Genomic DNA, 13,597 nt, shown 5'->3' on the forward strand with positions numbered 1-13,597 from the left:
CCATGGCCAGTGTCTCCGTCTCTCATCTGATCATCTTCATCGCCAGCCTTGTCGTCGCCGCCGGGGTAGCCGGCACGCTAACGACCGGCGTCGAACGCGTCAGCAACGCCGTTGAGGACGGCAGCCTCGATGTCAGCCAACAGGTGAGAACCGATATCGATATCGTCAGCGATCCCGACAGCCCCTCACTCAACGGCAACAACAATCTAACCATTCACGTCCGCAACACCGGCTCACAGGGGATCTTCATACAACCCGACTCGATCGATATGGTGGTTAACGGCGAGTTTGTACCGAACAGTGATCTTACCGTCACCGATGCCAACGGCGACCGGACGACAGCCCGCACCGGAGACGTAATGGAGATCACGGTCGACAACACTGACACCGAGTACATACCAGACGGCGAAGACAATCGGGTATACCTAACAATCAATAGCGATGAGGAAGTATACGAGTTTAGGAGCTGACCAATGAGCACTACACGCCGTGATATCCTGTCGATCGGGCTCGAAGGCCACGACCAGCTAAACGCTGAGCTCGGCGGCGGGTTCCCGCCCGGCAGTATTGTGCTCATGGAAGGGGATTACGGGGCGGGGAAAAGCGCGCTGAGCCAGCGGCTTACCTACGGGTTTACACAGGAAGAAACGACAGTAACCTATCTATCGACTGAGCTAACGGTCAGCGGCTTCATCAACCAGATGCACTCGCTGTCCTACGATATCACCTCCGAACTGCTCGAAGAGAAGCTGCTGTTTTTGAGCGCGGATTTCGACAGCGGTGGCGCGCTCCGCGGTGAGGGCGAACAGGAGCGCAAGGAGCTACTCAAACGACTGATGGACGCCGAGGCGATGTGGGAGCCGGAGGTCGTCATCATCGACACCTTCGATGCGATCCTCCGCAACGATCCCAAATTCGAATCCCTCGTGCGCAACGACGAGGGGCGACAGGCCGCCCTTGAGATCATCTCGTATTTCCGGGATATGATCTCGATGGGGAAGCTTATCGTCATCACCGTCGACCCCTCGACGGTCGACGACGACACGATCGACCCCTTCCGGTCGATCGCCGACGTCTTCCTTGAGCTGGAGATGGCCGAGGTCGGCAGCGAAACCCGCCGCTCGATCTCGGTGAAGCGGTTTGCGGGAATGGGCGAACAGGTCGGTGACAGCATCGGATTCTCGGTGCGCTCCGGCACCGGGATCGTCATCGAAAGCCGGAGTGTGGCCTAACGATGACCGATCAAGGAACACCAACGCCATCGGACGAGCTCAGACAGGTCGCCAACCGACGGCCCCACCTGCGGGAACACCTCCAGAAGTTCAAGCAGATCGCCGGGGAGTTCCCGATGTTGGTGGAGGATCCCGAGGATTACGAGACTGACCGTCCGAACGTCATCTATCCGGTCGGCGGCGCGGTCTACTGTCACGTGTACGGCGACCTTGGCCAGAAGACGAAATACTACACCATCGAGCCGACGCTGTCGGAAGACGAGACCGTCACCCTCCAGAAGGTCAAACGAAAGCTGCTGTCGATGAGCGGCCACAAGGAGTCACCGGACGACGACGCCGGCTACGACGACCTCATCGAGGAGCTGCTCGAAGAGACGACCTACGTCACCGACGGCGATATGTCGTTTTACGACCGGGTCAAACAGCTCTGGAACTTCGGGAAGGTGAAAGTCGACCAGAACACCTACGACAGCATCCGCTACCGGCTCAACCGGGATATCGTCGGCTTCGGGCCGCTGGAGCCGATCATGCGCGACGATCAAAACGAGGATATCCACGTTATCGGCGCCCACGAGACCCACGTCGACCACGCGACATTCGGGATGTTGCCGACCACGGTCGATTTCGGCACCTCCCAGGAGTTCGACACCTGGCTGAAGAATATGGGCGAGCGGATGGGCGATCCGATCTCGGATTCGAATCCGATCGTCGACTCAACGATGCCGGATGGCTCCCGTATCAACATCATCTACTCCGAGGATGTGTCGCTGAAAGGGCCATCCCTGACGATCCGACAGCAGGATGAGATCCCGCTGTCGATCAACCAGATCACCAACTGGGGAACGCTGTCGCCGCTGATGGCGGCATATCTCTGGATCTGTCTGGAAAACGAACAGACCGTCTTCGTTGTCGGCGAGACAGCCTCCGGGAAGACGACGACGCTCAACGCCTCCTTCTCGTTTATCCCGCGGGATTCAAAGATCTACACCGCCGAGGACACCGCCGAGGTCATCCCACCCCACGACACGTGGCAACAGCTACTCACCCGGGAGGGGGTCGGCAACGAGGAAAACGAGGTCGACATGTTCGATCTCGTCGCCTCCGCGCTGCGTTCCCGCCCGGACTACATCATCGTCGGCGAGGTGCGTGGAGCCGAGGGGCGCATGGCGTTCCAGGCCGCCCAGACCGGCCACCCCGTCATGCTCACCTTCCACGCCTCCGATATCGTCACGATGATCCAGCGGTTTACCTCCGAGCCGATCAACGTCCCCGAGACGTTCATGGGGATCGCCGACGTGGCACTGTTCCAAAACCGTGTCAAACAGGGCGACGACGTGTTGCGCCGGGTGACAAGCGTCCAGGAGATCGAGGGCTACTCCAAGGAGATGGGCGGGGTCGTCACCCGACAGGTCTTCGAGTGGGATCCCGTCGAGGACGAACACACGTTTAAGGGGATGAACAACTCCTATGTGATGGAAGAACAGATCGCGCCGCTGTTGGGGTACGCCGACACGCGGCAGATCTACGAGACACTCGATCACCGCGCGCAGGTCGTCGAGCGGATGATCCAGGAGGGGATCCTCGGCTACCACGAGGTCAACGACGCGATCGCATCGTTCCAGCGTGACGGTGCCGAAGGGCTGCCGTTTACGATGGCATCGGCGCCGGATATCAAGTAGGTGGCGTCGATGGCGACACAGGAAGGCTCCGGCGACCGGCTGAACTCACTGTTGGCGTTTGTCTCGGATGTCTTAGCCTCCTACGGCCGGCTGGACATGTCCCGGCGGCGGTATATGCTGCTGATCTTTCTGCCGACGTTCAGCGTCTTTCTGTTGTCGATTGCCGCCGCATTCGTCCTTGAGATCCCGGTAACAGCACGGATCCCGATTCCGCTGCTCGGGTTGTTGGTGTGGGTCACCGGGCTGTTGTACCCGAAGCTCTACGTCACCCAGAAGCGCACCGAGATCGAGGACAAGTTCCATCTGGCGATGACACATATGACGGTGTTGTCGACAACTAACATCGACCGTGTCGAGGTGTTCCGCCGGCTGGCAGCCGAGGAGGAGTACGGCGCGCTCGCCGACGAGTTGGGCCAGGTTGTCGGGCTTGTCGACACCTGGAACCAGAGCATCGACGACGCCTGTCGCCGCCGGGCGAAGGAGGTGCCGAGTGAGGTGATGTCGGATCTCTACGAGCGGCTGGCGTTCACCCTTGAGGCCGGCGAGGAGCTCAAGGAGTTCATGCTCGACGAGCAGGATTTCATCATCGAGAACTACCAGACGATCTACGAGGGCCAACTGGCCAATCTTGAGGTGATGGAGGATCTCTACATCTCGATGATCCTCTCGATGACGTTCGGGCTGGTGTTTGCGATCGTGCTACCGATCCTGACAGGCGTCAACCCGACGGTGACCGTCTCGGCTGTCATCGGGCTGTTCTTCCTCGTCCAGGTGGCGTTCTTCTTTGTCATCCGCAACATCGCCCCCTACGATCCGGTCTGGTACTTCCCACAGCCCCGGTTTGTCGAGGACAAGGAGCTGTGGGCGGCGATCTTCATCGGCAGCCTCGGCTCGCTGGGGATAATCTTCTTCATGGGGCTTGGCTTCCTTGGGATCGGCCCCGGGATCGACGGCGTGCTGTTCTTTATCGAGGATGTCCCGCTGCCGCTGTACGTTTCGATCCCCGTGACGCCGCTGATGATCACCGGGATCGTCATGCGGATGGAAGAAGAGCGGATCAAGGAACGCGACGAGCAGTATCCAAACTTTATTCGGTCGCTGGGAACGGCCGAGACCGCCCAGCAGGCGACGACCGTCGAGGTGTTGAAAACGCTTCGCGAGAAGGATTTCGGCGGGCTCAGCCCGGTCATCAACCGGCTGTACCGGCGACTCAGCATGCGGCTCAGCCCGGAGAACGCGTGGGGTGATTTCTCACTGGAGGCCAAATCGTATCTGATCCAGAAGTACAGCGAGATGTATCTCGTCGGCCGCCAGATGGGTGGCACCCCGCAGGTGTTGGGCGAACTGATCAGCCAAAACATGAACACGATCAATCAGCTCCGCGAGCAGCGACGCCAGGAGACGGTGACGCTGATCGGGCTGCTGTACGGGATCTCGGCGGCAGCCGTCTTCGCCTTCTTCATCGGCCTTGAGGTCGCCAACATCCTCGGGGAGTTCTCCGGGGAGTTGACACTGGATCAGGCGGAGTTCGGCCAGCTGATCTACACCCAAGCGTACAACGTCCCTGTCATCGAGTATCTGCTGTTGTTGGTCGTGCTGTTCAACGCCGCGCTGTCGTCGCTGATGATCCGGACGATCGACGGCGGCAACAAGGCGACCGCCTACGTCCACTTCGTGTTGTTGACGTGGCTCGGCGCGGGCGTGGCGATCTTCACCCGACAGGTCGTCAGCAGTCTCCTGCAGATTCAGCTCTGAGGCGGCCCGCCGACCGACGCGTTTTATCAGCCGGCCGTCGAAGCCGACGTATGTCCAAGGCGTTTCCCGACTTTGAGGTGATCCCGGCGGTCGATGTACAGGACGGCGAGGTTGTCCAACTGGTCGCCGGCGAGCGCGGTACCGAAACCCGGTACGGCGATCCCGTCGCCGCCGCAGAGGGGTGGGTCGAGCGCGGTTCGTCAACGCTGCATCTCGTCGATCTCGATGGGGCCTTCGAGGGCGAACGCGTCAACGCCGACGCCTTCGAGTCGATCATTGAGACCGCGTCAGTTGACCTCCAGATCGGCGGCGGGATTCGCACCGTCGACGACGCCGTCGACCTGCTCGATCTTGGTGTCGACCGCGTCATTCTGGGTACCGCCGCGGTCGAAACCCCCGAGATCGTCGCCGACATTTCGGATCACAAGCCGGGGGCAGTCATGGTCAGCCTCGACGCAAAAGGCGGCGAGGTCGTCGTCTCAGGCTGGACAGAGAGCACCGGCCTCGATCCGGCCGAGGCAGCCAGTCGGTACGAAGAGTTGGGCGCGGGCGCGATCTTGCTCACGGATGTCGATGTTGAGGGGCAACTCGCTGGGGTCAACACCGATCTCGTCGAGAGAGTCTGTTCGGCTGTCGAGATCCCGGTCGTCGCCAGCGGCGGCGTGGCGACCATCGATGATATCCGCGACCTCCGCGAGGCCGGTGCGGCCGCGGTCGTCGTCGGCACCGCGCTCTACGAGGGCGAGTTCACCCTCCAAGATGCGATGGACGCGGTCGGCGAGTAGGCGATCAAATCGATCGCCGAGGGAAACCACCATAGGCCCCCACGCTCTGAACACACCTATGAGCGATTCCTCAGCGACCGACGCGGGCTCGCGGGCCGCCGCGGTCAGCCGCGAAACCGGCGAGACGACGATCGATCTCACCCTCGATCTCGACGGCGACGGCGACAGCGAGATCGACACCGGGATCGGGTTTTTCGACCACATGCTGACCGCGCTGGCGACCCACGGCCTCGTCGATCTCACGGTACACTGCGAGGGTGATCTCGCGGTCGACGACCACCACACCGTCGAGGATGTGGCGATCACCCTGGGGGAGGCCATCGACGAGGCACTCGGCGATCGACGCGGGATCGTCCGCTACGCCGATCGTCGGGTGCCGCTGGATGAAGCCCTCGCCTCGGTCGTCGTCGACATCAGCGGCCGGCCGTATTTCGTCTTCGACGGCGAGTTCTCCCAGGCCGCGATCGGCGACTTTACCAGCGACATGGCGCGACATTTCGTCGAGTCGGTGGCGATGAACGCCGGGCTGACCGTCCATGCGAGCGTCGACGGCGACAACGCCCACCACGAGGTCGAAGCCCTGTTCAAAGCCTTCGCGCGCGCCCTCGACGATGTGACCCGGATCGACGACCGGCGGACGGATACGCCGAGCACGAAGGGGCAACTCTAGGGGCAAGCCATGTTCGATGAGATAATGGAAAAGTTCGAGGGGAGCCCGAGCCAGCAGGCGGTGATCCGGCTGCTGCTCGAACGCGGGTTTTCGGTCAACGAGGAGGGCCGCGTCGTCTCCGGCGGCATCGAGATCCCCTTTACCGAAATCGCCCGCGAGATCGATGTCGACCGCCGGGTCGTCGACTCGACGACCGACGCGATCCGCGATGACCCCGAACTCCAGCGCATCTTCGAAAACATCGGCGCGATCCCAAGCCTCCGTGATCTTGCGCCCGTGCTCGATCTGACCGTGCTGACGGTCGAAGTCGCCGCCGCCGACGAGTCCGGCATCGTCGCCGCGGTCACCGACCGGATCGCCGCGGCCGACATCTCGATCCGGCAGGTCATCAGCGAGGATCCCGAGTTCACCGACGAGCCAAAGCTCTACATCATCACCGACGAGTCGATCCCCGGCGAGGTGTTGGTGGCGATCCGCGACCTCCCGTTCGTCCGGCGGGTCGAGTTCTGAGATGCAGCGCGTCGAGCGCGCGGTTCGGATCGTCGCGGTGCAGGCCGCGTTGCTGACGGCCGCACTCCACCTGCTGTGGGCGGTTCCGCGGCTGTCGCCCGCGATGCTCACCGAATCAGTCGCCGACAGCCGGCCGTTTCTCTTTGTGCCCGCCGCCGTTCTCCTGATCGCGGTTGGGGTCGCCGTCTTTCGTGGCTATCGCTACCGCCGACTCAGCACGCTCGGCGGTGGCACCCTCGCCGCCTTGCTCGTCGGCTATCCGCTGTATCACGGCGAAAGCGCGGCCGACGCGTTGGCGAGCGAGCCGCTCGCGCTGGCGGCAGTGGTCGTCGAAGCCGTCGGCATCGTCGCCTTCGCTGGGCTCTACTATCTCCATCATCCTGATCGACTGGGATTGGCGACAGCCGACGCCGACGCGGCTCTGACCGCAGGCGACGACGACGATGGCGACGCAAGCAACGACTGACCAGTATCCCTTAAGCCGCCCGCCGGCCAACCGCCGCGTGTGCCCGAGTCCTTTCGGACAGTCGCCGAGCGCGCGGAGGCCAGCTTCGAGGTCAGCGGCTCGGAGTTCATCAGCTACGTCTCCCCTGCCGATACGGTCGAATCTGCCGAGGCAGTCATCGAAGAAGTCGAAGCCGAACATCCGGAGGCAACGCATGTTGTGCCGGCCTACCGCGTGCCGGCCGGGACTGCCTCAGCTGATCAGCCGGGATCGGTGATGCTCCGGGAGTGGAGCAGCGACGACGGCGAGCCCAGCGGCTCCGCCGGTGATCCCGCGCTCAACGTCCTCGTCCAACAAGAGCTTCGCAACGTCGTCGCTGCGGTCGTCCGGTACTACGGCGGGACGAACCTCGGGGTCGGCGGGCTGGCGCGGGCGTACTCGCGGGCCGTCAAGGAAGCCGTCGACGCGGCCGGCGTCGTTGAGGATGTCCCCCACGAGCGATTCGAGGCGATCGTTGAGTACGACGATTCGGGAACGGTGCGCGGGATTCTCGAATCCGAAGGCGTCGAGTTTGATGCGAGTTACGAGGCGGCGGTCGAGTTTGTCGTTCGCGTGCCCGTCGCGGAAGCCAGCGCGCTGCGGGAGCGACTGCGGAACGCAACGAGCGGGCGGGTTGAGATCGAACCGCAGTGAGCGACGCTATCGATCCAGTTGGTTGCGAACTCGCTCGGCCTGTTCGTCCGACCACCGGCCGAATCCGTCGTCAAAATCACCCTCGTCGTCACCGAGGATACGCTCAAGGACATCGTTGTACGACTCGCCCTCCCGCTGGTATCGTTCCAGAATTCGTTTCATGTGGTCGCTGACGTGAATCTGTTCGTCGGCTGTCGCCATCACGTCAACATTTGCGTTGACGCTGCTTAGTCTTAGGGGTGCTGCTCAGACCGTCCCGAACGCTCGATCCCCGGCATCGCCCAATCCCGGCACGATGAAGCCGTCCTCGTCGAGTTTGTCGTCGATAGCGACTGTCAACACATCGGCGTCGGGCACCGTCTCACTCACACGCAACACACCCTCCGGAGCCGACACCGCCGACAGCGCGAGCAGATCCTCGAAGCCGTCGGCGGCGTCGACGACGTGATCGAGGACGGCACACATCGTCGACCCCGTCGCCAACATCGGATCGGCGACGATGACCGTATCGGCGGCGGTGATCTCCGGGAGTTTGACGTAGTCAACCGAGATCGGGAACTCGCCGTCGTCGTTCATCCCCGCCGCTTCGTCGCGGCTCGCGGAGATGACGCCCTGTCTGGCCTGCGGGAACGCCTTCATCAACCCCTCGACAAAGGGTGTCGCCGCCCGGAGGACGGTAACGATGACGACATCCTCAAGCCCGGTGACACGCTCGCCGGTGGTGTCGGCCAGCGGCGTCCGGATGGGGACGAACTCGGTGTCCATCGCGCCGTCGATGATCTCGTAGCCACAGACGCGCCCGAGCTCGATCAGCCCCTCCCGGAAGGCGACCTGCTCGGTGTCGACCGACCGCAGCGTCGACAGCGTATCCTTCGCAAGCGCGTGGGTGATCAGGAAGGCATCGTCGCGCTGTTCGATTGGCATATGTGAGCAGGAGAGGCGGCGATACTAAAACATCCCTGCCGGCACGGGGGCCGGTAGCGACGTTTATGTATCGGGACACCGTTAGTACGGCGTAGCAGCATGGAAGAGAGCATCTCCGGGTTTAAGATCCACGGCGCGTGGGACGACGTGGTCGAACACGGCGAGCGCATCACCCAGGCCCTCCGACAGGAGGATATCGAGGACGCCGCCGCGTCGATCCGGGAGGCCTTCGCGGAGTGGGACGAGTGGCGGCCGAAAGCCCACGAGCGGCTCAGCACGGATGTCAACGAGAAGACCGCCGACCAGGCCAGCGTCGCCGAAGGCGAAGGCGAGAAGGCCGGACAGGCCGCCAGCGACGACGTGAAAAAGGCCGGCGAGAAGCTCTCGGAATCGTACAAGCGGATGGAAAACGGCGACGACGAGGGCGCGGTTGAACACTGGCAGGATTCGATCGGCTACGTGACGCGGGCGGCCGACTCGGTCGGGCGGAAGGCGATCCGTACCGTCGAAAACACGGTCTACCGCAACGTAATGACACAGCTCTCGCCGTACTACTTCGACAACGAACTCGTCAGCGCGAACATCCAGCGACAGGGCCGCGGTGACGATGACGACCGGTTCGTCTTCGAGGTCAACATCAACGACGACGAGCTGAAAGCGGCGGTCTCCGAGCGGCTCGGCGAGTACGAGGATACGATCGATCGCTGGCACGTCACGACCGAGAAGGATACCGACATCGCCGAAGCGGCCGAAGGGGTCGAAGCCCCGGAACCGCCGAGCGATGACACCCAATCGACCACAAACTGAGCGAGAACAGCCAAAGCGAGACAAAAGACAGGACAATGGCAGCGACCCGCAACCTAGAGGCCGGCGAACTGTCCGCCGACGCGATCATCAGAGAGCTCCAGCAGGGTCAACGACTCCGGGTTACCGTCGAGCTGCTCGGCAGCGCCCACGAGATCACTCTCCGGTACGACGGGGAGACCTACTACTGTGAGACGCCGACACGGCTCCACAAACACAGCGACGAAGCTGCGATGCGAGGGTGTATCGAAGAGCTCGGCTACGCCGCACCGCCCGGGGAGTCGGCGTAGTTTTACCGGCCCATCCCCGATACTACCGGTATGAGCCACTCATCGGCACCCGGAGAGCTCGCCGAGGACAGCGATCTTGATTTCACCCATCTCCTCGCGTGTGTCTTCGGCATTCGAGATCACGAACGCCGAACCTACCTTACGCTACATGACCACCCCGGCAGCACCGTCGAAGAGTTGGCGTCGGTTCTCGACCGGGATCGAAGCAACGTGAACCGATCGCTGTCGACCCTCCAGCAGAAGGGGCTGCTTGAGCGGAAGCGTCGACTGCTGGATTCGGGTGGCTACGTCTATCAGTACACCGCCGTCGACATCGAAGAGGCCAGAGCGATGCTGCATGCGGCCCTCGATGAGTGGGTCGACTCTGTCCACGACGAGATCGATCAGTTTGGGGCGACCGTCGAGCCGTAACCGACCGTCTTTTTACCGCGCCACGACCATACACACGCAATGAGTCTTGAGCTGTCCGCGCCCGCACAGTCCGAACCGGCGTGTGCCGACGATGGGGTTTGGTTGGAATGTATCGAGTGCGGCGAGCAGTTTGCACCCTTTGATGCGATCCACTACACCTGTGCCGACTGCGATGGGCTCCTGGAGGTTCGGTACGCCGACCCACCGACCTTCGAGGATTTCGAGGGGAGTGGTGTCTGGCGGTACAACGCCGCGCTCCCGTTCGAGGAAGGTGTCACGCTGCCGGAAGGCGACACGCCGCTCCATGAGGTGCCACGACTCCGCGAGGAGATCGGCGTCGACAGCCTCCGGATCAAACACGAAGGGATGAACCCGACCGGCGCGTTCAAGGATCGCGGGATGACCGTCGGCGTCGCCGTCGCCAAGGAGCTCGGCGTCGGCCGGCTGGCCTGCGCCTCAACCGGCAACACCAGCGCGGCACTGGCAGCCTACGGCGCCCGCGGCGGCATGGAAACCCTCGTCTTGTTGCCCTCGGGGAAGGTCGCCGCCGGCAAGATCGCCCAAGCCAGCCTCCACGGGGCGCGCATCCTTGAAGTCGACGGCAACTTCGATAGCTGTCTTGACATCGTCCAGGATCTTGCCGGTCTCGGTGAGGTGTATCTCCTCAACTCGCTGAACCCCTTCCGACTGGAGGGCCAGAAAACGATCGGCTTCGAGATCCTCGAAGAGCACTACGAGGATTACGGCGAGTACCCCGACCGGATCGTCCTCCCGGTTGGCAACGCGGGCAACACCGCCGCTCTCTACAAAGCGTTCCGCGAACTCGTTGCGAGTGGCGCGCTCGACGAAGACCAGGTGCCGACGCTGACGGGCGTCCAAGCCGAGGGGGCCGCGCCGATGGTCGAAGCTGTCCAGAACGGCCGCGACGAGGTGCGGCGGTGGGACGACGTAGAGACCCGCGCGACGGCGATCCGGATCGGCAACCCGGTCAACGCGCCGAAAGCCCTGCCGGGGATCTACAACACCGGCGGCACCGCCGTCGCCGTCAGCGACGACGAGATCACCGATGCCCAGCGACAACTCGCCGAGGCGGGGATCGGCGTCGAACCCGCCTCCGCCGCCTCGGTTGCAGGGCTTCGCAAGCTCCGAGCGAACGGGGAGATCAGCGCGGATGAGTCGGTTGTCTGTCTCACGACCGGTCACCTGTTGAAAGATCCCGACGCCGCCTTCGAGGCCGGCGGCGACCCTGAGCCGGTGCCGAACGACACCGAGGCTGTCTTGGAGCACATCAACGACGAGGAAGCGGGGCCACTCGGGGGGATCACCCGAAAGCTCTCGGCGGCGGCTGACTCACCGGGGGTTCCGGCGCTGATCGGTGGTGGAATTGGCCTTGCCTATCTCGCCTATCGTCGGCTGCGATCAGATGACGCCTGACGAGGGGAGCAGCGTCTTGTCGGCACCCCCGACCTGTGTGTTTTGTTGCGACAGTATTAGTTTTGAACTCGAGGCTCGTACTCTCTGTCTCACCGGCCATTCATGCTGTTTTTCTATCTTTTTGGATATCAATTTTGAAAAATGGCGGGATAGGTATATAACGCTCTTCAAACATATTTCTGACAGCGTCTGACCTATTCCGGGCAGGCGTGTCAATCCCATGTTCGACACTGACGACCGAGGTCAGGTAGGGATAGGTACACTCATCGTGTTCATCGCGATGGTTCTCGTCGCAGCGATCGCGGCGGGTGTGCTTATCAATACCGCTGGCCTCCTGCAAGCACAGGCACAGCAAACAGGCGAAGAGACGACCAGCGAAGTGAGCGATATCGTCCAGATCGGCGAAATCGTTGGATATTCCGATGTCGGCGAAGAGAATATTAGCAGCGTAAACGTATCAATGCGGCTGGCGTCTGGCTCTGATCCGGTCAATCTCAGTCAGATGTCCTACACGATCTCAAGTCCCACTGGAGAGGCGACTGTCCTGAGTGGGAACAATGCGAGTAGTTACCTTACATTCTACCAGAAACAATCGCTTGAGGATGGCACGCGCGTTCTCAAGGATCAAGAGGATCTGATGGTCGTTGAGTTCCTGCTGGATGGAACAGATGGTGCTCCCGGGATCAGCGGGCTTGACGAAGATGAACAGTACTCACTCATCGCACAGGCACCAGCAGGTGGACAGACCTACAAACAGGTCAGTACACCGCGAAACATCGAAGCTGATAGCTCATACATCCTGAGCTAAATCGACTACCGACTGTTTTTTTTTTTTTTTGGCTCTGATAAATAGCCAGACAGCGTCGGTTTCGACCGTCAGAACTAGTGGCACGAAGCGAGAAACTGCCGATGATCCGTGTCGAAGAGCTCCCGCTTCACCCGACGCTAAATAAGTGATTTGATAGAATCAAGGCAGCACTCTGGCGAGTGTTGCTGCGCCGCTCGGCGCAGCTGCATGGTCTGAGTACGGAGAGTTTCGTGAACTCGTCCTACTGTGTGCAGTTTACAACATTAGGCAGTCTCTGAAACCATGAAATGGAAGCTGTAATAATTGGATTTAGCTAAAATTATCAGTATTGAAATCTCGTGGGGTACATATATATTCATCCTCCGTCTTGTTCCGATAGCGTCTGACCTATTCCGGGCAGGCGTACTAATCCCATGTTCGACACTGACGACCGAGGTCAGGTAGGGATAGGTACACTCATCGTGTTCATCGCGATGGTTCTCGTCGCAGCGATCGCGGCGGGTGTGCTTATCAATACCGCTGGCCTCCTGCAAGCACAGGCACAGCAAACAGGCGAAGAGACGACCAGCGAAGTGAGCGATGTCGTCCAAGTCGGCGAAATCGTTGGAATCGCCAACAGCAGTGATGAAAACATCGACAAGGTAAATATATCAATGCGGTTGGCGTCTGGCTCTGATCCGATCAATCTCAGTCAGATGTCCTACACGATCTCAAGTCCCACCGGAGAGGCGACTGTCCTGAGTGGGAATGAAAATGAAGGCTACCTTTCATTCGATCAGAAACAGTCGCTTGAGAGTGGCACGAGCGTCCTCAAGGATCAAGAAGATCTGATGGTCGTCCAGTTCGACCTAAACAGTGCCTCTGGGATCAGCCCGCTTGACGAAGATGAGCAATACTCGATCATCGCACAGGCACCAGCAGGCGGACAGACCTACAAACAGGTCAGCACACCGCGAAACATCGAAAACAGTAGCTCATACATCCTGAGCTAAATCGGCTCGACTGCTTTTTTTTTTAACACCGAACCGCAGCACAGCGTGAGTAGCTCCTAAAACGTCTGTAGAATCGTCGTTATACAATTACGCTCATCTGTAGAAGTCGGTACTCAAGATTTTCTCGAACCAGCGATCAGTGTTGAGTGTGAGGCTGAGGAAGTT

At 61.2% G+C, this 13,597-nt stretch carries 17 protein-coding genes and 1 pseudogene; 16 read left to right on the forward strand and 2 right to left on the reverse strand.

Translation table 11 applies throughout. The annotated features are described in order from the left end of the window. Positions 1 to 2 precede the first annotated feature (2 nt). The 9 genes from HKK80_RS08325 to HKK80_RS08365 are packed head-to-tail and all read left to right on the forward strand — an operon-like array spanning position 3 to position 7,769. Entirely contained in the window at positions 3 to 470 is a 468-nt protein-coding gene (locus tag HKK80_RS08325; protein WP_411799143.1) for a flagellar protein G, read from the forward strand. A gap of 3 nt (positions 471 to 473) precedes the next feature. Beyond that, positions 474 to 1,232 (forward strand): ATPase domain-containing protein, encoded by a 759-nt coding sequence (locus tag HKK80_RS08330; protein WP_411799144.1) that lies wholly within the window; start codon positions 474 to 476, stop codon positions 1,230 to 1,232. Positions 1,233 to 1,234: 2 nt separating this feature from the next. Further along, positions 1,235 to 2,911 (forward strand): type II/IV secretion system ATPase subunit, encoded by a 1,677-nt coding sequence (locus HKK80_RS08335; protein WP_411799145.1) that lies wholly within the window; start codon positions 1,235 to 1,237, stop codon positions 2,909 to 2,911. 9 nt (positions 2,912 to 2,920) lie between these two features. Next, complete coding sequence (gene flaJ / locus HKK80_RS08340) at positions 2,921 to 4,666, forward strand: archaellar assembly protein FlaJ (RefSeq protein ID WP_411799146.1); 1,746 nt, start codon at positions 2,921 to 2,923, stop codon at positions 4,664 to 4,666. Between the two features lie 50 nt (positions 4,667 to 4,716). After that, positions 4,717 to 5,451, forward strand: coding sequence for a 1-(5-phosphoribosyl)-5-[(5-phosphoribosylamino)methylideneamino]imidazole-4-carboxamide isomerase (gene hisA, locus HKK80_RS08345; RefSeq protein ID WP_411799147.1), 735 nt, complete (start codon positions 4,717 to 4,719; stop codon positions 5,449 to 5,451). A gap of 58 nt (positions 5,452 to 5,509) precedes the next feature. Continuing rightward, positions 5,510 to 6,121 (forward strand): imidazoleglycerol-phosphate dehydratase HisB, encoded by a 612-nt coding sequence (gene hisB, locus HKK80_RS08350; RefSeq protein ID WP_411799148.1) that lies wholly within the window; start codon positions 5,510 to 5,512, stop codon positions 6,119 to 6,121. A gap of 9 nt (positions 6,122 to 6,130) precedes the next feature. Beyond that, positions 6,131 to 6,631, forward strand: a complete 501-nt coding sequence (locus HKK80_RS08355; protein WP_411799149.1) for an amino acid-binding protein — start codon at positions 6,131 to 6,133, stop codon at positions 6,629 to 6,631. Between the two features lies 1 nt (position 6,632). Next, the gene (locus HKK80_RS08360) at positions 6,633 to 7,097 is read left to right on the forward strand and encodes a hypothetical protein (RefSeq protein ID WP_411799150.1); all 465 of its coding nucleotides are present in this window, start codon (positions 6,633 to 6,635) and stop codon (positions 7,095 to 7,097) included. 39 nt (positions 7,098 to 7,136) lie between these two features. Beyond that, entirely contained in the window at positions 7,137 to 7,769 is a 633-nt protein-coding gene (locus HKK80_RS08365) for an IMPACT family protein (protein ID WP_411799151.1), read from the forward strand. 6 nt (positions 7,770 to 7,775) lie between these two features. On the opposite strand, the gene HKK80_RS08370 is transcribed toward HKK80_RS08365, so the two are convergent. Continuing rightward, positions 7,776 to 7,970 carry an antitoxin VapB family protein gene (locus tag HKK80_RS08370; protein ID WP_411799152.1) on the reverse strand — a complete coding sequence of 65 codons (195 nt, stop codon included), beginning with the start codon at positions 7,968 to 7,970 and terminating at the stop codon, positions 7,776 to 7,778. 45 nt (positions 7,971 to 8,015) lie between these two features. After that, positions 8,016 to 8,693 carry a uracil phosphoribosyltransferase gene (upp, locus tag HKK80_RS08375; protein ID WP_411799153.1) on the reverse strand — a complete coding sequence of 226 codons (678 nt, stop codon included), beginning with the start codon at positions 8,691 to 8,693 and terminating at the stop codon, positions 8,016 to 8,018. Positions 8,694 to 8,792: 99 nt separating this feature from the next. Between upp and HKK80_RS08380 the strand changes: the two genes are divergently transcribed. From HKK80_RS08380 to HKK80_RS08410, 7 genes and pseudogenes are all read left to right on the forward strand, one after another. Further along, positions 8,793 to 9,500, forward strand: a complete 708-nt coding sequence (locus tag HKK80_RS08380; protein ID WP_411799154.1) for a DUF5828 family protein — start codon at positions 8,793 to 8,795, stop codon at positions 9,498 to 9,500. Between the two features lie 35 nt (positions 9,501 to 9,535). Continuing rightward, entirely contained in the window at positions 9,536 to 9,787 is a 252-nt protein-coding gene (locus tag HKK80_RS08385; protein WP_411799155.1) for a hypothetical protein, read from the forward strand. Positions 9,788 to 9,817: 30 nt separating this feature from the next. Beyond that, on the forward strand, positions 9,818 to 10,198 hold the full coding sequence (locus tag HKK80_RS08390; RefSeq protein WP_411799156.1) for a helix-turn-helix domain-containing protein: 381 nt from the start codon (positions 9,818 to 9,820) through the stop codon (positions 10,196 to 10,198). A 39-nt stretch (positions 10,199 to 10,237) separates the two neighbouring features. Beyond that, a complete protein-coding gene (gene thrC, locus HKK80_RS08395) occupies positions 10,238 to 11,632 on the forward strand; it encodes a threonine synthase (RefSeq protein WP_411799157.1) in 1,395 nt (464 codons plus the stop codon). A 220-nt stretch (positions 11,633 to 11,852) separates the two neighbouring features. Next, positions 11,853 to 12,440, forward strand: a complete 588-nt coding sequence (locus HKK80_RS08400; RefSeq protein ID WP_411799158.1) for an archaellin/type IV pilin N-terminal domain-containing protein — start codon at positions 11,853 to 11,855, stop codon at positions 12,438 to 12,440. 116 nt (positions 12,441 to 12,556) lie between these two features. Continuing rightward, positions 12,557 to 12,685: pseudogene (locus HKK80_RS08405) on the forward strand (IS5/IS1182 family transposase); the annotation flags it as partial. 168 nt (positions 12,686 to 12,853) lie between these two features. Continuing rightward, positions 12,854 to 13,432 (forward strand): archaellin/type IV pilin N-terminal domain-containing protein, encoded by a 579-nt coding sequence (locus tag HKK80_RS08410; protein ID WP_411799159.1) that lies wholly within the window; start codon positions 12,854 to 12,856, stop codon positions 13,430 to 13,432. The last annotated feature ends 165 nt before the right edge of the window (positions 13,433 to 13,597 follow it).

It is taken from the genome of Halonotius sp. F2-221B (assembly GCF_046719765.1).
Classification (GTDB): Archaea; Halobacteriota; Halobacteria; order Halobacteriales; family Haloferacaceae; genus Halonotius.